Source organism: Paenimyroides ceti, assembly GCF_030409925.1.
On sequence record NZ_JAUFQU010000001.1, the window covers coordinates 1,850,818 to 1,868,649 of the forward strand.

At 40.8% G+C, this 17,832-nt stretch carries 25 protein-coding genes; 15 read left to right on the forward strand and 10 right to left on the reverse strand.

What is annotated here, in order from left to right:
- Positions 1 to 196 precede the first annotated feature (196 nt).
- From QW060_RS09095 to QW060_RS09120, 6 genes are all read right to left on the reverse strand, one after another.
- The gene (locus QW060_RS09095) at positions 197 to 403 is read right to left on the reverse strand and encodes a GDCCVxC domain-containing (seleno)protein (protein ID WP_002993202.1); all 207 of its coding nucleotides are present in this window, start codon (positions 401 to 403) and stop codon (positions 197 to 199) included.
- Positions 404 to 410: 7 nt separating this feature from the next.
- Positions 411 to 1,004 (reverse strand): mercuric transport protein MerTP, encoded by a 594-nt coding sequence (merTP, locus tag QW060_RS09100; protein WP_002993200.1) that lies wholly within the window; start codon positions 1,002 to 1,004, stop codon positions 411 to 413.
- Positions 1,001 to 1,375: an ArsR/SmtB family transcription factor gene (locus QW060_RS09105; RefSeq protein WP_290363294.1), complete on the reverse strand. Its 375-nt coding sequence runs from the start codon at positions 1,373 to 1,375 to the stop codon at positions 1,001 to 1,003. The genes merTP and QW060_RS09105 overlap by 4 nt, the downstream gene beginning before the upstream one ends.
- Positions 1,376 to 1,471: 96 nt before the next feature.
- The gene (gene mobB, locus QW060_RS09110) at positions 1,472 to 2,752 is read right to left on the reverse strand and encodes a conjugal transfer protein MobB (protein ID WP_290363295.1); all 1,281 of its coding nucleotides are present in this window, start codon (positions 2,750 to 2,752) and stop codon (positions 1,472 to 1,474) included.
- The gene (gene mobA / locus QW060_RS09115) at positions 2,749 to 3,192 is read right to left on the reverse strand and encodes a conjugal transfer protein MobA (protein ID WP_091100914.1); all 444 of its coding nucleotides are present in this window, start codon (positions 3,190 to 3,192) and stop codon (positions 2,749 to 2,751) included. The genes mobB and mobA overlap by 4 nt, the downstream gene beginning before the upstream one ends.
- Before the next feature lie 89 nt (positions 3,193 to 3,281).
- On the reverse strand, positions 3,282 to 3,479 hold the full coding sequence (locus QW060_RS09120; protein ID WP_290363296.1) for a hypothetical protein: 198 nt from the start codon (positions 3,477 to 3,479) through the stop codon (positions 3,282 to 3,284).
- On the opposite strand from QW060_RS09120, the gene QW060_RS09125 reads away from it, so the two are divergent.
- Positions 3,474 to 3,650, forward strand: coding sequence for a hypothetical protein (locus QW060_RS09125; protein WP_290363297.1), 177 nt, complete (start codon positions 3,474 to 3,476; stop codon positions 3,648 to 3,650). The genes QW060_RS09120 and QW060_RS09125 overlap by 6 nt on opposite strands.
- A gap of 55 nt (positions 3,651 to 3,705) precedes the next feature.
- On the opposite strand, the gene QW060_RS09130 is transcribed toward QW060_RS09125, so the two are convergent.
- Positions 3,706 to 3,846 carry a hypothetical protein gene (locus QW060_RS09130; protein WP_290363298.1) on the reverse strand — a complete coding sequence of 47 codons (141 nt, stop codon included), beginning with the start codon at positions 3,844 to 3,846 and terminating at the stop codon, positions 3,706 to 3,708.
- 43 nt (positions 3,847 to 3,889) lie between these two features.
- Here QW060_RS09130 and QW060_RS09135 point away from each other — a divergent pair, with 43 nt between their 5' ends.
- From QW060_RS09135 to QW060_RS09145, 3 genes are read left to right on the forward strand one after another with little or no spacing between them, the layout of a single operon-like run.
- Positions 3,890 to 4,657, forward strand: coding sequence for a ParA family protein (locus QW060_RS09135; protein ID WP_091100917.1), 768 nt, complete (start codon positions 3,890 to 3,892; stop codon positions 4,655 to 4,657).
- Between the two features lie 12 nt (positions 4,658 to 4,669).
- A complete protein-coding gene (locus QW060_RS09140; protein WP_091100921.1) occupies positions 4,670 to 5,080 on the forward strand; it encodes a DUF3408 domain-containing protein in 411 nt (136 codons plus the stop codon).
- Positions 5,081 to 5,082: 2 nt separating this feature from the next.
- The gene (locus tag QW060_RS09145) at positions 5,083 to 5,718 is read left to right on the forward strand and encodes a conjugal transfer protein TraD (RefSeq protein ID WP_091100925.1); all 636 of its coding nucleotides are present in this window, start codon (positions 5,083 to 5,085) and stop codon (positions 5,716 to 5,718) included.
- Between the two features lie 60 nt (positions 5,719 to 5,778).
- On the opposite strand, the gene QW060_RS09150 is transcribed toward QW060_RS09145, so the two are convergent.
- From QW060_RS09150 to QW060_RS09160, 3 genes are all read right to left on the reverse strand, one after another.
- Positions 5,779 to 6,573 carry a cation transporter gene (locus tag QW060_RS09150; RefSeq protein ID WP_091100928.1) on the reverse strand — a complete coding sequence of 265 codons (795 nt, stop codon included), beginning with the start codon at positions 6,571 to 6,573 and terminating at the stop codon, positions 5,779 to 5,781.
- Between the two features lie 5 nt (positions 6,574 to 6,578).
- Positions 6,579 to 8,750: a TonB-dependent receptor gene (locus QW060_RS09155; protein ID WP_091100932.1), complete on the reverse strand. Its 2,172-nt coding sequence runs from the start codon at positions 8,748 to 8,750 to the stop codon at positions 6,579 to 6,581.
- An 87-nt stretch (positions 8,751 to 8,837) separates the two neighbouring features.
- The gene (locus tag QW060_RS09160; RefSeq protein ID WP_290363299.1) at positions 8,838 to 9,014 is read right to left on the reverse strand and encodes a hypothetical protein; all 177 of its coding nucleotides are present in this window, start codon (positions 9,012 to 9,014) and stop codon (positions 8,838 to 8,840) included.
- 77 nt (positions 9,015 to 9,091) lie between these two features.
- Between QW060_RS09160 and QW060_RS09165 the strand changes: the two genes are divergently transcribed.
- The 11 genes from QW060_RS09165 to traN are packed head-to-tail and all read left to right on the forward strand — an operon-like array spanning position 9,092 to position 17,819.
- Positions 9,092 to 9,325: a hypothetical protein gene (locus QW060_RS09165; protein ID WP_290363300.1), complete on the forward strand. Its 234-nt coding sequence runs from the start codon at positions 9,092 to 9,094 to the stop codon at positions 9,323 to 9,325.
- 12 nt (positions 9,326 to 9,337) lie between these two features.
- Positions 9,338 to 9,643, forward strand: a complete 306-nt coding sequence (locus tag QW060_RS09170; RefSeq protein WP_002993181.1) for a DUF4134 domain-containing protein — start codon at positions 9,338 to 9,340, stop codon at positions 9,641 to 9,643.
- A gap of 11 nt (positions 9,644 to 9,654) precedes the next feature.
- The gene (locus tag QW060_RS09175; protein WP_091100936.1) at positions 9,655 to 9,987 is read left to right on the forward strand and encodes a DUF4133 domain-containing protein; all 333 of its coding nucleotides are present in this window, start codon (positions 9,655 to 9,657) and stop codon (positions 9,985 to 9,987) included.
- Entirely contained in the window at positions 9,984 to 12,512 is a 2,529-nt protein-coding gene (locus QW060_RS09180; protein ID WP_290363301.1) for a TraG family conjugative transposon ATPase, read from the forward strand. Before QW060_RS09175 ends, QW060_RS09180 begins: the two co-directional genes overlap by 4 nt.
- A 20-nt stretch (positions 12,513 to 12,532) precedes the next feature.
- Positions 12,533 to 13,165, forward strand: a complete 633-nt coding sequence (locus tag QW060_RS09185; RefSeq protein ID WP_290363302.1) for a DUF4141 domain-containing protein — start codon at positions 12,533 to 12,535, stop codon at positions 13,163 to 13,165.
- Positions 13,166 to 13,168: 3 nt separating this feature from the next.
- Entirely contained in the window at positions 13,169 to 14,164 is a 996-nt protein-coding gene (gene traJ / locus QW060_RS09190; protein ID WP_091100947.1) for a conjugative transposon protein TraJ, read from the forward strand.
- Between the two features lie 26 nt (positions 14,165 to 14,190).
- The gene (gene traK / locus QW060_RS09195) at positions 14,191 to 14,814 is read left to right on the forward strand and encodes a conjugative transposon protein TraK (protein WP_091100950.1); all 624 of its coding nucleotides are present in this window, start codon (positions 14,191 to 14,193) and stop codon (positions 14,812 to 14,814) included.
- 10 nt (positions 14,815 to 14,824) lie between these two features.
- Positions 14,825 to 15,256 carry a hypothetical protein gene (locus QW060_RS09200; protein ID WP_185213536.1) on the forward strand — a complete coding sequence of 144 codons (432 nt, stop codon included), beginning with the start codon at positions 14,825 to 14,827 and terminating at the stop codon, positions 15,254 to 15,256.
- Between the two features lie 20 nt (positions 15,257 to 15,276).
- Positions 15,277 to 15,564, forward strand: coding sequence for a nitrogen regulatory IIA protein (locus tag QW060_RS09205; RefSeq protein ID WP_091100957.1), 288 nt, complete (start codon positions 15,277 to 15,279; stop codon positions 15,562 to 15,564).
- Positions 15,551 to 16,891 (forward strand): conjugative transposon protein TraM, encoded by a 1,341-nt coding sequence (gene traM / locus QW060_RS09210; RefSeq protein ID WP_290363303.1) that lies wholly within the window; start codon positions 15,551 to 15,553, stop codon positions 16,889 to 16,891. The genes QW060_RS09205 and traM overlap by 14 nt, the downstream gene beginning before the upstream one ends.
- A 25-nt stretch (positions 16,892 to 16,916) precedes the next feature.
- The gene (gene traN / locus QW060_RS09215) at positions 16,917 to 17,819 is read left to right on the forward strand and encodes a conjugative transposon protein TraN (RefSeq protein ID WP_185213534.1); all 903 of its coding nucleotides are present in this window, start codon (positions 16,917 to 16,919) and stop codon (positions 17,817 to 17,819) included.
- Positions 17,820 to 17,832 lie beyond the last annotated feature (13 nt).

Here is a 17,832-nt window from a genome sequence, read left to right on the forward strand (position 1 = left end):
TTAATTTTAATGTTCGGGCGTGAATTTAAAGACTATAAAGATTGGCTTTGGAAAAGTGGTAGTGGATGGCGGTGAGTGGCAGGGTTCGGCTGGGTCATAAGAGGTATAGCTTCTATACCCCTTTTATATAGTAATATTTATAGGTAGTAAAATAAAAATACTTTAGTTATATCGACCTTCTTTTGTTTTATACCCGTTAGCAACATTTTTTGTTTTGCTGAATAGGTGGACAAGGAACATTTCCATAACTACAATAAACACAACAGTCGCCTTGCTTTGGTTTAAGAACATGTTTGCACTTTTCACATTCGTAAAAATATTGGCAAGCATCTGTCGGCATTGTTTCTTCTTTCTTGTGTCCGCAGTTGGGGCAAGTGATTATTGATTGCAATTTGATTTCCATTTTAATTTTAATTTTTCGCGGTTACAGAATACCCTGTTGAGTTTATTGCTTTTTCAATTTCAGAAATATTTGTTTTCGAGTTGTCAAACTCTACGATTGTATTTCCATTTTCATAAGAAGCTTTTAGATTGACAATCCCTATCAATTTATTCACTTCGTGATTTATGTGTTCTTCACAACTTGCACAAGTCATTCCGCTAATCGTAAATTCTACTTTTTCAATATTGGATTTGTCCACTATTATGATTTGCTTTTCTGTCTTTGGGTAGAAAACACTTGAATAATATGGAAAAGCAAGCATTACTATTGCAAATGATGTTACAATTCCTAAAAACGTTTTCGACTGAATGAATTTTGGTTTTTCTGCTGTTTCACAATTGCAATCAATTTGCTTTTTAGGCTTTAACTTTTGATACCAAGCAAAACCAAGAACCAAAATTGTCAAACCGATAAAATACGGTCTGAAAGATTCAAGCCAAGAAAAAGTGGAGGCAAGTCCGCTTGTTCCTGCAATGAGAGCCAAAACTGGTGTAACGCAACAAAGTGAAGCTGCAATTGCAGTCAAAAGTCCTGCGCCGATAAGTTTGTTGTTTGTTTTCATAATGTTTCTAAAATTTTGTTTTCGTCAAGTATTTTAAAAAACGGTTTTAGCAATTTTTCATATTCCTTGGTCAATGAATAAAAAATAGTTTGGGCCTCCCTGTCTGTTTCTACTAGATTACGGTCTTTAAGTTTTCGTAAATGTTGTGAAACTGCCGAGATTGTCATTCCAAGAACGTCGCTTATATCGCAAACACAAAGTCGTTTTTCTTCGTAAAGTAGGAAGAGAATTTTAAGTCTTACGGTATTTCCTGCCAATTCAAGCCCATTCGATAAATAATCAAACGAATCGTTAAGCTCTAAAACCCGGTCTTTACAGCGGTTTATTTGTTCAATGTCTGCTTGTTGACGTATACAAGAATTATTACCCATAGTGCAAATATAGTTAATTCGTTTATTTAAGCAAATGCTAAAATACAATTTAACAAATCGTTTTAAAAGCAGATTTTAATTCCAAAAGATGACTTACTATAGTCTTCTTTTCTTTTTCTTCATCCTATTAGCAAAATCCTGTTCCTCGTAATCTTCCCCCTGTGCTTCAGGTATGAGCAAACCTCCAAAGGCTTCTATCAAACCGTCTTCGTGTTTTTCAGTATTTAAGAAGTCGAACAAATGATGTGGTTCTTCCGCAGGTAAATCCTCCGTATCAGTTGGTTTGGACAATTTTGGTAGGGGTGCAACTGGCTCTTTAATCTCCGCTTTGATATTATTGTTCCAATAATCATTAAAGGTATTGGCAGAAAGTTCTTTTGCCAATCGTGAACCGTTCCAAACGCTTTTAGAGTTGTGGTCAATGAACGACATACCGTAAATTCGTCCGGTATCGTTTCTGCGTATCACTACATTGATACCTTGCTCGCCTAACTGTTTTTTAAAGCTCAATTCGTCAACCGTTGATTGCAGGGCAATGGTAACGGCTGATTTTAAAGTCTGTTTGGTTGCGGTATCTTTCAGGGTTGTTTTGCATTTCGCAAAATGCAATTCCAAAGCCGGAAGCCCTGCGTTCTTTCCGAAAAACGAAGCCTTGAACGGATGTCCTGCTTTTTCGCCTTTCTCATTCAATGGAATGTACAATAAACCCTGCTGTGCCTTTCCGTGTAATTCTCCCTCCACTTTCTCGGTGGTAATATTGAACAGGGAAAGCAAAGCATTGTATTCTCCCAAAGTTTGGTATTGATAATAGTTCGGCAAGTGGCGAATGACCGAAGCAATCTGACTTTTTATATCACTTGCCCGATAATCCACCGGACGAAAAACCTTATCATTGTGATTACGTTCTTTGTCCGTTGCGGGTATCAGACCGTGTTTTCTTTCCAGTTCACGGCATACACTCATAGACCGCATTTTCTCAAAACTATCCGAAATTTTCACGCCCTGTTCGTCCACGCAGACCGATACGATATGGATATGACTACGGTCAATATCGGTATGTTTGAAGACCACAAAAGGCTGTTCGCCGTAACCCATTTCCCGCATATATTCTTGTGCCATTTCCCGATACTTGTCATCGCTAACTTTATCTTTCGGGTCGGGATTGAGCGAAATATGCAAGGTGTGATATTGCGTATTGCGATTTGCGATAAGGTACGGCTCAAAAGATTGGGTTAATTGAGAAACGGTATATGCTCCGCTTGGCGTTTCAATTATCTTATTGGTAAACAGAATTTGTCCGTTTTCCTTTTCCACTTTCAGATTATTATATGCCAAGGCACCGTACAGATTCTCGCTTCTTCCGATTTTCGCTATCATTTTTCACGCTGTTTTTTCAGGTGTTTGGCTTCAAATTCTTCGGTTAGCTGAATAACTTTTTGACATAAAATTGCCATTTCTGCCGTCTGTTTTTCCAATTTGTAAAGAAATGCAGCGGCTTTTTTCTCCGAAAAATGACGGTACAACAGCTTTACAATCTGATTATAATTGACACCTATTGCCCGAAACTGACTGTGAAATGAAGTCAGTCGCATATAATAATCGACCGTTCCTTTATCAATCTTGACCGATTTCATTTCTTTTCCAAACACCTGCGAAATGATAAACTTTGCTTTATTGGGCATTCCCGATGCTTCAAAAAGCGATAAAAGTTTGGCGTTTTCCTCGTCCGTAAGACGGAAAACGTGGCGGTGTACGCTTGGGTTAAGCTTTGGCTTGCGACCGCCTTTATTCTGTTTTCTGTTATTGTTCTCATTCATCACTAATCCATTTATAATCTACACGAAAAGCCGACTTCGGAGGTTTTCCTGCCCCCTGCAAAGGGCAAGTTGTTTTGAGGCACTAAATTCTATTTAGAGTGCCTCAAAACACAACTTGCCGTGTTCTGATGAACACAAAAATCCGCCCTGCGGGACGGATTAAATTTAACAGGGAAAAACGGCTCGATGCCGTCCTGTGTCGTGTCCATTTTGTCGAGATACTTTTGCATAAATCCGTTAATAAAATTCATTACACAAAGTAAAGCCTCTTTACGAAAGGATTGCACTGTTCAACAGTGCCAAACACTGCCTTTGAACGCCAAACACTGCCACGCATCAAAGAGCGGATAAGTTATTCGTTTTATTTGCCGTACGGTTTTAGTGCAGGCAGTAAAAATTGTATTACAACAAAGAAGAAAAACAGGTTTGCAAACAGTCAATTTGGCGTAAAAGCATAAAGTTTTAAAGGCATACAACTATAAAAGTGTAAAAGCATAAAAGCGGTAAAGCATTTTACCTTTTGTAAGCCTTACCACTTGCCAAAGAATTTACCCGACAAGGCTGTAAGGAAAGCAAAAAGCCGTACAGGAAAACACCAAAGAAGTAATGCGGGAATTTGGTAATGCGGGCATATTCAAATACAGGACTATACAAACCTGCTAAATAAGTAAAGTATATAACAATAAATTTTTAAATAATGGAAACAACAAGGAAAACTTTAAAAATCAGCTTCTCCACCCAAAAAGGCGGTGTGGGAAAATCTACGATGACCACCTTACTGGCGAGTGTGTTGCACTACCGGTTAGGTTATAATGTCTTGGTAATGGATTGTGACTTTCCGCAACACAGCCTGACCAATATGCGTGAGCGGGACAAGAAAACCATAATGCAGAATGAGTACCACAAAAAGGTGGCAATGAAGCAATTTCAGACTATTAACAAAAAGGCATATCCAATTATCAAAAGCAAGGCTGAAAATGCGTTGGAAAGAGCTTCGGAATATGTAGAACAGTCGGCAGTTGTACCGGATGTTATTTTCTTCGACCTGCCGGGAACAGCCAATACCAAAGGTGTATTGACGACCTTGAAAATGATGGATTTTATATTCTCACCCATAACCGCCGACCGTTTGGTCGTGGAAAGTACGTTGGGCTTCACCAAAGCCTTTCTTGAACTTCCAAAAACTGTTGAGGGCAACGATAACCAGGAGCTTTGGCTGTTCTGGAACCAAGTGGATGGCAGAGAAAAAACTGGTTTGTATGAGGCGTATCAAAGTGTTATCAAAGAACTTAACCTGCCTATTATGGAAACAAGAATAATGGATAGCAAGCGTTTTCGTAAGGAAACGGACGACACAAGCAACTACGTGTTCAGATCAAGTTTGCTGCCTGCCGAAACACAACTGTTGAAGGCAACGAGAATGGATCTGTTTGTAGAGGAATTTTTAAAAATAACGCATCTATAAAAGAATTAGACAATGAGTTCAGACAACAAAAACAACGATTTTAAAAAGCCCGATGTTGATGAGGATTATTTGATGAACATCATAAGTGGCGATGAGCCTGTTGTTCCGCCTCAAAATAATCAACAACCCGAAACATCTAAGGCAACAAAGCCCAAACCCAAAGAAAAAGCCCGAAACAGCCCATCCAAAAAAGCAGATTATGAGGAAACATTTCTGGTCAATCGTTTTCCTTCAGGTCGAAACGGAAAGGTCGTTTACATTCGTCCAGAATATCACGAAAGGTTGTTACGTATAGTACAATTAACAAGAGAAGAAAAGACTACACTCTATTCTTATATCGACAACATTCTTGAACACCATTTTAGAGAGTACGGGGACGATATTACAGATTATTTCAACGAACGTTTTAAACCAATTTTATAGTTATGGAAATTGTAATAGTAATATGCCTGCTGATCGTCATTGTCCTGCTTTTGCAGGATAAGATTATCATTAAGAAAAGGTCAAAACAAAAACCTCCGCAAAAGAAAGTCAATCCGGATCTGCCCGATATTATGGGACAGCCCAAACCCGTAGAACGCCTTTCAGTGCCAAACACTGCCAATGAACGCCAGATTGAGGAACCAGAGGTAAATCCCGATAATTTAGACATTGAATACGACGAAAATGAAAACAGGAGTATTCAGATTCCGCAGGAAGAGCTGGATGAAGTTTTTAGCAATCAACCTGATTTTGAAGAAGAGGAAGAAGAATGGAACAGGTACGGAATATCTGGTGGCGACGACGGTTTTGCCCAAGGGGTTACCTTTGAAGAACTAAGCTCCGTGGGGATGTTGCTTCAGCAAGAAAAACTGGAGTCATCTCAAAAGGAAACAGCGATAGCAATCGTTCAGAAAATACAGGGAACCGAATTATTTAGTCTGCTGGAAAATTCTATAGCGGGTGCATCCAGTAAAATTGCCAAGCTATTGGATAGCTCACTCTCATCTGAAACGGAAATCAGTTCTTCCACTTTGCGGAACAATGATTTAGATGATTTTGATATTGGGGAGTTTGTCTGAAACGGAATTATTTTAATTGAGCCTGAAAAACTAAATTTCAGGCTCAACTTATTTTTACATTTACTTTGCCAACTTCAATATTCTGTAAGCCCCTCTTGCTACAATTACAAATACAATAGCTCCAATAATCAAATCTGGATAACTTGAATTGAGCCAATTAACTAAAAGACCAGCAACAATAACTCCCGAATTGATAATGACATCATTTGATGTGAATATCATCGAAGCCTGCATATGCGCTTCTTTACTTTTGTTCTTTTGTAAAAGATAAAGGCAAAATACGTTTGCAATCAATGCTAAAACTGAAACGACAATCATTGTCTTGAAATCGGGCATAGCTTCAATTCCCATAAAACGTCTGATTACTTCAACGAAACCTATAATAGCCAGTAAGACTTGGAAGTATCCTGCAAATCTGGCGATGTTGTTTTTTAAAGCGATTGTTCCACCCACGGCGATTAATGCCAATGCGTAAACGACACTGTCGGCAAGCATATCCAAACTATCGGCTACCAACCCCATTGAGCCTGAAAAAACACCGAATAACATTTCCAATCCAAAGAACAGGAAGTTGATAATCAATACGATCCAAAGTAATTTCCGTTGCTTGTTGCTTGTATCTGTTTCAACAACGAAATTACTTTTTTCGGTTGAAACCAATGTCGTATTTAGATTCAGTGTTCCCAGAGCCAAAAAAATTGGCTCTGGGTTTCCATCGTGATAAACGTCTAATTTTCTATTGGCTATATCGAATTCCAATCCTTTTACCGTATCAAAGTCTTGCAGTTTCATACGGATTAATTGCTCCTCGCTTGGGCAATCCATTTTAGTTATATTGAATATGGTTTTTTCCATTTATTTTAAAGCTTAAATTTTATTCCTCCGTTAATCACAAATCCGTCCAAAGGTGCATAAATGTCTTTAAAAACTGGATTGGTTATTGTTCCTGTATAAATGCTGTCAAAGCGTGTTTGTCGGGTGTCGAGGAAGTTTTCAAAGTTGATGTACAGAGAAAATCTTTCCCAAATCTTTTCAGCCATAAATCCAGTAATAAAGTAATCTTTGCCCGTAGTTCCATTATTCAGTTTTTGGCGACTGAAATAATAGGCTTCCAGACCAATTTTCCATTTGTCTTCTATTTCATACATCAGGATGGAATTAATGCGGTGTTTTGGTGTTAAAGGGCTTTCTACAGTCGTTCCATTTTGGTGTAATCGGGCATCTGTATAGGTATAACCCAAAAACAATTTCAGGTCATCATAACCAATTTTAATATTGGTTTCTGTTCCTTTGGTATGGATGTAGCCAGGAGAATTAACAAACTGATACAGATTTGCCGAGGAGTTTTCAAGTAACAAGGGATTATCCAAATAGGTGTAAAAGAACAATTGATTTATGCTAAATGACCAATCTTCCCCAATGTAGGTGCGGTAATTGATGTCTGCATTTGCTCCATAACTTTTTTCCAATTTATTGGTCTTGTCGTCAATGGGCATTACATTTTGATATTGTAGGCGTTCGCTTTCTTCCGTAAAAATGGTAGGTGTTTTATAGCCAAATCCACCACCAACTCGTGAAGTTAAGCCCTCGGCAATGTGGAATAGAGCCGAAACTCTCGGTAAGAATACCACCCCATAATCCACAACATAATCCGTTCTAAAACCTGTTTCCAATTGAAACCAATCCGTAGCATTAAAAGAATTTTGTACAAAAGCACCGAATGTAGTCTGATTATAATCTCTCAACGGAGATGCCATAATCTGCTTTTCTTTGAAATTATCCGTCCAAATATTAATACCTGTGACCCATTCCGATTTTTCAGTACTGTTGGTGTAGTTGGCTTCGGTAAAACTTGCTGTTTGTGTTCCCTCAAACTGATAGTTTGGAATGGTAGTATTTCGGTTAAAATAACTTACACTATTTTTGACTTGAACAGTACTGTTTTCATTGATGATATGGTCGAAAACAAATTGTGTGGAATAGCGTTGTGTTTTATTTTCCTCAAAATATTGGTTTGTATTATCTCCATTTCCTTTGATGTAAAGCATATCACCTCCCAAACGGCTCTCGATCGTTGTGTTGATACCGAAGTTCAGTTTCGTCTTTTCATTGAAATAAACGAAGAGCTTCGGATTCAGTACATAGCGTTCGAATTGTGGAATAGCGGATAGCCCGTTCTTAGCAGGATCATAAGCTGCGTTACGGTTATGGGAAGCAAATATAGTTGTTCCAATTTTATTAAACCTTTGTCCATAAAAGCCGTTTATATCCAAACCCCTGCCGGATGTTCCATTGAGGTGAAAACCTAAATCTCTCTCATAGGTCGGCGTTTTGGAAATCAGATTGACCAGTCCAGCTATTGCTCCGCCTCCATATAGTGTAGATGTAGAGCCTTTGATGACTTCTACTTGTTTGAGGTCAAGTGGTGGTATCTGTAACAAACCCAATCCACTTGAAGCACCTGAATAAATGGGGAAACCGTCTTTCAGGATTTGTGTATATCTTCCATCAAGTCCCTGAATACGAATACTTGCATTGGCACTGGTAGGCGAAGTGGTTTGTACGTGAATACCTGTGCTTTCCGCTAAAAGCATACGAATATCTCCCGGTTTCATGTTCCCTTTTTCGCCCAGTTCTTCACTTCCAATAAATTCAATACGGGTAGGGATATTTTGTATACTCCTTGTGCTTCTTGTGGATGAAATGACAACTTCCTCTAACTCCTCTGAACTTTCTTTGAGTAAGATTTCAATAGGACTGTTGTCAGCTAATGGAAATTCCAATGTATCTATATAGTCGTTAAAACCGATATAGCTAAAATGTATTTCCTGTATCCCATCAGGAATATTTTCTATTATGATGAGACCGTTTTCGTTTGATGTAGCGGCAAGCGAGGTTCCTTTTATAGATGCTGTCACTCCAATCAAAAGATTTTTGTTTTCACTGTTTCTAATAACAGCATTTAAAGTGTTTTGTGCAAATACACAGAGATTTAGTGTCATAAAAAATGACACAAAGACTATTTTTTTCATTGTATAAAAAAACATTAATGTTTGAAAAATGAGAATTGACGGTTTGTAGCACCGTAATCTGTTATTGTGCCGAAGACACTAAAAACATTAATTAATCTTAGGGGGTTGCCAAATGGAAGAGAGGAAGTCTGAAACAGCTGACGCTGTTATTACACCTAATTTCTTTTTAGGTTGTTGGACATAATTGGATGTTAAAGCATAAAAGGAAGTAATTACAAATCCAGTACAGGTATTGCATTTAGAAAAAGGCGAGCAACATTCCATACCGCAATCGTCGCTATCTTGTTCTTGACTATTTGTTGTTTGATTCACTAGGTCAAAACATTTATCTTCCATAAAGCTTGGCAAGGTCGATAAGACCAAAACCATTAATGCTAATATGTACGACAAGGATTTCATTTTACGAAGATAGTAAAAACCTCTCTCTTCCTGTCAACACCTCTCTATTTTCTTTAGCAATTCAGCCACCCACAGCCAAACAATTCCTCTCACTGCCACTTTGTTATCACGCCTTGATTTCTAAAACACCTTTGTCCCGAAAGTCCGCAAGGTGCGGGATAACAGTAACAAATTAATGTGTTTCAATTATGAAAAAACAAAGTAAAAAAGTTTTGCTGGCAGCCGTAGCAATGCTGTCAGGAATGGGTGCGTTCGCACAGGGAAACGGGTCGGCAGGTATCAACGAGGCTACCCAAATGGTAACGTCTTATTTCGACCCTGCCACCCAACTCATTTATGCGATTGGGGCGGTTGTCGGCTTAATCGGAGGTGTTAAGGTGTACAACAAATTCAGCTCGGGCGACCCCGACACATCGAAGACGGCGGCTTCGTGGTTCGGTGCGTGTATCTTCCTGATTGTTGCGGCTACTATCCTGCGTTCATTCTTCCTGTAAACCTCTGCCTTATGAACAGTTATAACATTAACAAAGGCATTGGCAGGACAGTGGAATTTAAAGGGCTGAAAGCCCAATACCTGTTCATATTCGCTGGTGGTCTGCTCGGTACGCTCATCTTCGTGATGATATTGTATATGGCTGGCGTAAGTAATTACGTCTGCCTGTTTCTCGGAGCTGGCGGTGCTTCGCTCATTGTATGGCAGACCTTTTCGCTGAACCGAAAGTACGGAGAACACGGACTAATGAAAGTAGGTGCGAGAAAACGACACCCTCGCTACATTATTTGTCGTAAGCCTGTACGCAGGTATTTAAAATTCACTCCTAAACCGAAAGCCGTATGAGAAATGTAGCCAAAACAACCACATTGGAACATAAGTTTCCACTCTTGGCAGTAGAAAACAACTGTATCCTGTCCAAAGATGCGGACATAACCGCCTGTTTTGAAGTACGATTGCCTGAGCTGTTTACGGTAGCATCGGCTGAATACGAAGCTATTCACTCCGCCTGGCATAAGGCGATTAAGACATTACCCGATTTTACAGTCATTCACAAGCAAGATTGGTATATCAAAGAAAGCTACACTCCCGATTTGGCACAGGAAGACCAGAGTTTTCTTTCCAAAAGCTATCAACGGCATTTCAACGAACGACCATTCCTGAACCATTATTGCTACCTGTTCCTGACAAAAACGACCAAGAACAGAATGCGTATGCAAAGCAATTTCAGTTCGCTTTGCAAGGGTACGCTTATTCCAAAGGAAATCAATAAGGAAACGATACATCAATTTATGGAAGCGGTCGCACAGTTTGAACGTATCGTGAATGATAGCGGTTTTGTAAACCTGCGACGTTTGACCGAAGACGACATCATCGGAACAGACGAAAAACAGGGATTGCTGGAACAATACCTTACACTTTCGAGAGAAGCCGGAACACCAATGCAGGACATCGCATTAGGAGCGGAAGAAGTGCGTATCGGCAACAAAAGGCTGTCTTTGCACACCTTGTCCGATACGGACGACCTGCCTGCAACTGTTTCGGCTGATACCCACTTTGAAAAGCTATCTACCGACCGGAGCGACTGCCGTTTGTCGTTTGCTGCACCCGTAGGGTTGTTATTGAGCTGTAACCACATTTACAATCAGTACCTATTCTTGGATAACAGCGAGGACAACCTGCAAAAGTTTGAGAAATCTGCCCGTAATATGCACTCTTTAGCCCGTTATAGTCGGGCGAACCAAATCAATAAGGAGTGGATTGAGAAGTATCTGAACGAAGCACACAGCTTCGGGCTATCTTCTGTAAGAGCACACTTCAATATTATGGCTTGGTCGGAAGACCCTGCGGAACTCAAACAGCTAAAGAACGATTGCGGTAGTGCGTTGGCACTAATGGAGTGTAAGCCCCGCCACAACACGACAGACGTTGCCACATTGTATTGGGCTGCAATGCCAGGCAATGCTGGCGATTTTCCGAGTGAGGAAAGTTTCTATACGTTTATAGAACCTGCCTTGTGCTTCTTTGGAGAAGAAACGAATTACCACAATTCGCCCTCTCCGTTCGGTATCAAAATGGCGGACAGGCTTACAGGAAAACCAATCCATTTGGATATTTCCGATTTGCCGATGAAACGTGGGATTATCACGAACAGAAACAAGTTCATACTTGGTCCGTCAGGTTCGGGAAAATCTTTCTTCACTAACCATATGGTACGCCAATATCACGAACAGGGTGCTCACGTTCTACTCGTAGATACGGGTAACAGTTATCAGGGATTATGCGAACTCATCAAAGGAAAAACCAAAGGCGAAGACGGTGTTTACTTCACGTACACCGAAGATAACCCGATTGCGTTCAATCCCTTTTATACCGATGACGGCGTGTTCGACATCGAAAAGCGGGAAAGTATCAAAACTCTGATACTCACTCTTTGGAAACGGGACGATGAACCGCCGACAAGGTCGGAAGAAGTAGCATTGTCCAATGCTGTTTCCGGTTACATCGAACGTATCAAACAAGATGATACTTATCCGTCATTTAACGGCTTCTATGAGTATGTAAAAGGCGGCTACCGCAAAGTATTGGAGGAAAAACAGGTAAGGGAAAAAGACTTTGACATTGCCAATTTCCTGAACGTTTTAGAGCCGTATTACAAAGGCGGCGAGTATGACTATCTGCTGAACTCGGATAAGCAATTAGACTTGTTATCCAAACGCTTTATCGTGTTTGAGATTGATGCGATTAAAGACCACAAAATCCTCTTTCCCATTGTCACAATCATCATTATGGAAGTGTTCATCAACAAAATGAGACGGCTGAAAGGTGTCCGTAAGCTCATTCTAATCGAGGAGGCTTGGAAAGCGATTGCCAAAGAGGGAATGGCAGAATATATAAAATATCTCTTTAAAACGGTAAGGAAATTTTTTGGAGAAGCCATTGTTGTAACGCAGGAGGTCGATGATATAATTCAATCTCCCATTGTGAAAGAAAGTATCATCAATAACTCCGACTGTAAAATCCTGCTCGACCAGCGTAAGTATATGAATAAGTTCGACGATATACAGGCGATGCTCGGGCTTACCGACAAAGAAAAAGGGCAGGTATTATCTATCAATATGAACAACGATGTCAGCCGACTTTACAAGGAGGTTTGGATAGGATTGGGCGGAACACACTCGGCAGTGTACGCAACGGAAGTAAGCCTCGAAGAATATTTGGCTTACACGACAGAGGAAACCGAAAAAATGGAAGTGATGCAATTAGCTTCCGAATTGGACGGAAACGTGGAACTCGCCATTAAGCATATCGCTATGCAACGGCGTGATAATGTAAATCAACCTGCCTACCGTCAGGCAGGTAGTAATTAACAATCAAAAATTTTAAGACAATGAAAAAACTGTTTTTAATGGTGCTTACGGCAATGCTGTTTGCCGTTTCACCGAGTGCAAAAGCTCAATTTGTAGTAACTGACCCTGCGAATTTGGCATCGGGTATCATCAACTCCGCCAATGAAATCGTGCAAACCTCATCCACCGTGTCCAACGTGGTAAAGAATTTCAACGAGGTAAAGAAAGTATATGAACAGGGCAAGGAATACTACGACAAATTGAAAGCTGTAAACAACCTAGTTAAAGATGCCCGAAAAGTGCAACAAACGGTACTACTCGTAGGCGATGTGTCTGAAATGTACGTGCAGAATTTCGGCAAAATGATGAATGATCCCAACTTCTCCGCACAGGAATTGGCAGCTATTGCCAACGGCTATTCGGCATTGCTGAATGAAAGTACCGAGCTTCTCAAAGAGTTGAAACAGATTGTAACCTCTACAAGCCTGTCATTGAATGATAAGGAGCGTATGGATATTATCGACCGTGTGTACAAAGAGGTCAAGGAATACCACAGCTTGGTAAGATACTACACGAATAAAAATATCTCTGTAAGTATCCTACGGGCAAAGAAACAGAACAATACCAAACGAGTGCTTGACTTGTACGGAACTCCTAACCAAAAATATTGGTAAGCTATGGAATTTCAAAATTTGCACGAAGTCCTACGCTCATTGTATGATGAGATGCTCCCACTGTCCGCCGATATGGCGGCAGTGGCTAAAGGAGTAGCCGGATTGGGTGCTTTGTTCTATGTCGCTATAAAAGTATGGCAGGCATTGAGTAGAGCCGAACCCATTGATATGTACCCGTTGCTCCGTCCGTTCGCATTAGGCATCTGCATTATGTTCTTTCCGACTATCGTTTTGGGAACCATCAATGCGGTGTTAAGTCCGGTGGTACAGGGTACGCACGCTATCCTCGAAAACCAAGTGCTTGACCTCAATGATTTGCAGGCTAAAAAAGACCTCTTGGAACGTGAAGCAATGTTGCGAAATCCCGAAACTGCTTATTTGGTGTCCAACGAGGAATTTGATAACAAGCTCGAAGAATTGGGCTGGTCGCCGGGCGACCTGATTACGATGTCGGGAATGTATATGGATAGGTTTGCCTACCAAACCGAGCAAGCCATTAAGAATTGGTTTCGCAACCTGCTCGAAGTGCTTTTTCAGGCCGCTGCGTTGGTCGTGGATACGATACGAACATTTTTCCTAATCGTGTTGAGCATATTGGGGCCGATAGCCTTTGCGATTTCCGTGTGGGACGGTTTTCAGTCCACACTCACGCAATGGCTGACCCGATATGTGAGCGTTTACCTGTGGTTGCCCGTCGCCGACCTGTTCAGCTCAATGCTTGCCAAAATCCAATCCCTGATTATCGAAAAGGATATACAGATGCTTGCTGACCCGACCTATATACCCGATACGGGTAATACGGTGTACATCATCTTTATGATTATCGGTATCGTGGGATACTTTACTGTACCAACCGTTACAGGCTGGGTAATTCAGGCTGGTGGTGCTGGAAACTTTACCCGAAACGTGAACCAAGCCGCTATGAAAGCCGGAAACGTGGCAAGTGCCGGAGCTGGTTCTGCTGCCGGAAATATCGGAGGTCAGCTACTCAAAAAATAATGTAAAACGAATAATCATTTAAAAAAATGGAATTTAAAACTTTAAGAAATATAGAGAATAGCTTCCGGCAGATACGTCTGTACGCAATAGTGTTTGCCGTTCTCTGTATTGGTGTAGTAGGATTTGCCGTATGGAAATCGTACAGCTTTGCCAATGAGCAACGCCAAAAAATCTATGTCCTTGACAATGGCAAATCTTTGATGCTTGCTTTGTCACAAGATGCGAGCATCAACCGACCTGTGGAAGCAAGGGAACACGTCAGACGTTTTCACGAGCTTTTCTTTACGCTTGCACCCGATAAAAATGCTATCGAGAGCAATATGGCAAGGGCATTCAACCTTGCCGACAAATCAGCTTTTGACTATTACAAAGACTTGTCGGAGAAAGGGTATTACTCCCGTATCATATCAGGGAACGTACAGCAACGCATTGAAGTCGATAGTGTCGTGTGCAATTTCGACAATTATCCCTATTCGGTGAGGACGTATGCCAAACAGTTTATCATACGGTCAAGCAACGTAACACGCCGTAACCTGATTACTTCCTGCTATTTAGTGAACTCTGTAAGGTCGGATAATAACCCACAAGGGTTTAATATCGAAAAGTTCGCAGTAGTTGAAAATCGGGATATAGAAGTCATTAACCGATAAAATTAAGGCTATGAAACAGTTACTTGATTTGGATACATTCGCAAAAACGCTGACCGATAAAGGTTATGACGGTTATTTTCATACACAGGCTGATTATCCCGACAAAATCAAAAACAGCATCAGTAGGTTTTTGGAGGCTTGTGAGAACGGTACGGACAAACTATATAACCCTGATAGATTTTTACTGAACACTTACCTCGAATGGAATGGAGAAGATAAACCTTACACCCAATGTCATATGTACTTGAAGTACGAAGACAACAAATTCGATGTGCGGAAAATGGAGATTGAAAGGAAAGACCGTTACGGGCATTTAATGAAAAAAACGGAATTAATAAACCTTACAACAGGAACAGTTCCGACCCGAAAAGAAGCTATCGCTTTGGTGTCCGACACGCCTAAACAAAAAATTCCCTCCCCAAAAAGAGGGTTTAGAATGTGATAACCCATAATCATTAAAGTATGAAAAAATTAAGGGAGAAAATGGATAGGTATTTTGACAGGCTGGACGACCGTTGGCGGTCTTTGCCCGTAGGCAAACAGCACCTTTATACGCTTTACTTCTTTGTCGGTTATCTGCTCCTGACCGTAGGGGTGGTCGCCAAAGTATGGTACGATACCAAACAGTCAAAAAACGATATGCACATAGAGCATATTGAAAACCCCGTCCTCAAAAAGAACGAAAGCCCTGCAAGATTGCAGGACACATTATCAACAATTTTAAAAAATAGGATTTATGAAAGAAAATGAAAACAAAAAGTCGGTTGTTCGGGTAACTGAGGGAAACCCGAACGAAACCGCTGATGTACTGCAAAACGGTACAGAGAACAAAACGGAAAAACTCAAAAAGCCATTGATTTTTGGTTTAATGGCTATTGTTTTCGTGGGTTGTATGTATTTGATTTTTAAACCGTCGGAAGACAAAAACGAAATCGAGAACATTGGTCTGAACGATGCCGTTCCACAAGCTACCGAAGCCGGACTGCCCGACAATAAGGGCAAGGCTTATGAGCTTGAAATGCTCGAACAGAAAGACCAAGAGAAACGTAATGCTTTGGCTACGCTTTCAGATTATTGGAACACAGACAACAGCGATGAACCGATTGACGAATTTGCCGACGAAGAAGAAAGCTACGGCTATGGTAGTGGCAGAAATTCGGGGAGAAACGGCAATCCTGCACTGAACAGCTACCGCAATATGCAAAGTACATTGGGGTCATTCTATAATGACGACAATTCGGAAACAATGGAACTTCGCAGACAGTTGGACGAACTCAAAGAGCAATTAGCGGAGCAAAATCTACCCAAGCCTGTAACCGTAGATGACCAGCTTGCTTTAATGGAGAAGTCCTACGAAATGGCGGCAAAGTATCTTCCTGCCAATACGAACACAAGCACCGCAGAAAATGCACCTGCAAGCGGTACGGCAACAGGAACAACGGGAGCTAACCAAAAAGAGCATTTTGTAGCGTTTACTCCTACAAGAAAAAACACCGTATCTGCTTTGTATCGTGAGCCATCAGACAGCGAGTTTTTGGAAAATTGGAGCGAAACCCGAAATCGAGGCTTCTATACTGCTGGTGCTACCGAGCAAATTGTACAACCAAAAAACAGTATCAAAGCCTGTGTACACGATGCACAAACGGTTGTCGGCGAAACGGGTGTAAGATTACGATTATTAGAGCCTGCCAAAACCCCAATCCGTACAATCCCACAAGGAACGATTGTAACTGCCAATGCCAAGTTTCAGGGAGGACGTTTACAGCTCAAAATTACCTCTATCGAATTAGAGGGAAATATTATCCCTGTGGATATTACCATTTACGATTTGGACGGACAGCAAGGTCTTTATGTTCCTTACTCTCCTGAAATGAACGCCCTAACCGAAATGGCTGGCAATATGAGCCAAACAGGAGGAACGAGTGTGATGCTCACACAAAATGCCGGACAACAAGTTGCTGCCGATTTAAGTCGTGGCGTAGTACAAGGAATTTCGGGCTATTTCGCCAAGAAAGTACGCACACCAAAAGTCACGCTAAAGGCAGGACATCAGGTCTTTCTGGTATCAAAACAATAATTGTATAACTCAAATATTTAAACAAATGAAAAATCTTTTTAAAACCTTTTGGGCGGTTGCCCTGACCATCGGCTTTGCTGTAACTTCTTTTGCACAAGATAGTGCGAAAATCAAAGCTCCACTTGCATTAGGCAAGATTGAGCCATACAAAATGGACGTTACCTACGACAAAACTTCGCATTTGATTTTTCCAAGTGGTATAAGATATGTGGATTTGGGCAGTGAGTACCTGATTGCCGGAAAAGCGGAAGATGCAGAGAACGTCCTGCGTGTAAAGGCAGCCGTTAGGGATTTTGAACCTGAAACAAACTTTTCCGTTATCACAAATGACGGACGTTATTACTCCTTTGACGTGTATTACAGTCGGTATCCCGATGCGTTGAGCTATGACCTGCTGACAATGCAAAAGGCAGTAGATAAAACCAACGGAAATGATGTGCTGTTTGAGGAATTGGGCAACAATTCTCCGTCTTTGGCAGGCTTGTTATTGGAAACCATTTATAAGAAAGACAAGCGTATCGTGAAGCATATCGGGGCTAAGAGCTTCGGAATACAGTTCATTCTGAAAGGTATCTACATTCACAACGGCAAATATTATTTCCATACGGAATTAAGAAACAAAAGCAATGTGCCGTTTGATATAGACTTTATCAATTTCAAAGTCGTGGATAAAAAGGTCGCTAAGCGTACCGTAGTGCAGGAACGCCCGATGATACCGTTACGAACTTACAAGCCATTGGAGGACGGAATAAGCGGAAAATCTACCGAACAAAATGTTTTCCTGTTAGACAAATTCACGATTACCGATGACAAGGTATTGCTGATTGAGATTTTTGAGAAAAACGGAGGCAGACATCAAACACTTCAGGTCGAAAATTCGGACTTAATCAAAGCCCGTGTAATCAATGATATGCACCTGAAATTTTAATAACCTTTTAAAG

Bases quoted from the DNA above. Each gene is read 5' to 3' on its own strand.
- QW060_RS09095 (WP_002993202.1), bottom strand. From the start codon at position 403: ATGGAAATCAAATTGCAATCAATAATCACTTGCCCCAACTGCGGACAC.
- merTP (WP_002993200.1), bottom strand. From the start codon at position 1,004: ATGAAAACAAACAACAAACTTATCGGCGCAGGACTTTTGACTGCAATT.
- QW060_RS09105 (WP_290363294.1), bottom strand. From the start codon at position 1,375: ATGGGTAATAATTCTTGTATACGTCAACAAGCAGACATTGAACAAATA.
- mobB (WP_290363295.1), bottom strand. From the start codon at position 2,752: ATGATAGCGAAAATCGGAAGAAGCGAGAATCTGTACGGTGCCTTGGCA.
- mobA (WP_091100914.1), bottom strand. From the start codon at position 3,192: ATGAATGAGAACAATAACAGAAAACAGAATAAAGGCGGTCGCAAGCCA.
- QW060_RS09135 (WP_091100917.1), top strand. From the start codon at position 3,890: ATGGAAACAACAAGGAAAACTTTAAAAATCAGCTTCTCCACCCAAAAA.
- QW060_RS09140 (WP_091100921.1), top strand. From the start codon at position 4,670: ATGAGTTCAGACAACAAAAACAACGATTTTAAAAAGCCCGATGTTGAT.
- QW060_RS09145 (WP_091100925.1), top strand. From the start codon at position 5,083: ATGGAAATTGTAATAGTAATATGCCTGCTGATCGTCATTGTCCTGCTT.
- QW060_RS09150 (WP_091100928.1), bottom strand. From the start codon at position 6,573: ATGGAAAAAACCATATTCAATATAACTAAAATGGATTGCCCAAGCGAG.
- QW060_RS09155 (WP_091100932.1), bottom strand. From the start codon at position 8,750: ATGAAAAAAATAGTCTTTGTGTCATTTTTTATGACACTAAATCTCTGT.
- QW060_RS09160 (WP_290363299.1), bottom strand. From the start codon at position 9,014: ATGGAATGTTGCTCGCCTTTTTCTAAATGCAATACCTGTACTGGATTT.
- QW060_RS09170 (WP_002993181.1), top strand. From the start codon at position 9,338: ATGAAAAAACAAAGTAAAAAAGTTTTGCTGGCAGCCGTAGCAATGCTG.
- QW060_RS09175 (WP_091100936.1), top strand. From the start codon at position 9,655: ATGAACAGTTATAACATTAACAAAGGCATTGGCAGGACAGTGGAATTT.
- QW060_RS09180 (WP_290363301.1), top strand. From the start codon at position 9,984: ATGAGAAATGTAGCCAAAACAACCACATTGGAACATAAGTTTCCACTC.
- QW060_RS09185 (WP_290363302.1), top strand. From the start codon at position 12,533: ATGAAAAAACTGTTTTTAATGGTGCTTACGGCAATGCTGTTTGCCGTT.
- traJ (WP_091100947.1), top strand. From the start codon at position 13,169: ATGGAATTTCAAAATTTGCACGAAGTCCTACGCTCATTGTATGATGAG.
- traK (WP_091100950.1), top strand. From the start codon at position 14,191: ATGGAATTTAAAACTTTAAGAAATATAGAGAATAGCTTCCGGCAGATA.
- QW060_RS09200 (WP_185213536.1), top strand. From the start codon at position 14,825: ATGAAACAGTTACTTGATTTGGATACATTCGCAAAAACGCTGACCGAT.
- QW060_RS09205 (WP_091100957.1), top strand. From the start codon at position 15,277: ATGAAAAAATTAAGGGAGAAAATGGATAGGTATTTTGACAGGCTGGAC.
- traM (WP_290363303.1), top strand. From the start codon at position 15,551: ATGAAAGAAAATGAAAACAAAAAGTCGGTTGTTCGGGTAACTGAGGGA.
- traN (WP_185213534.1), top strand. From the start codon at position 16,917: ATGAAAAATCTTTTTAAAACCTTTTGGGCGGTTGCCCTGACCATCGGC.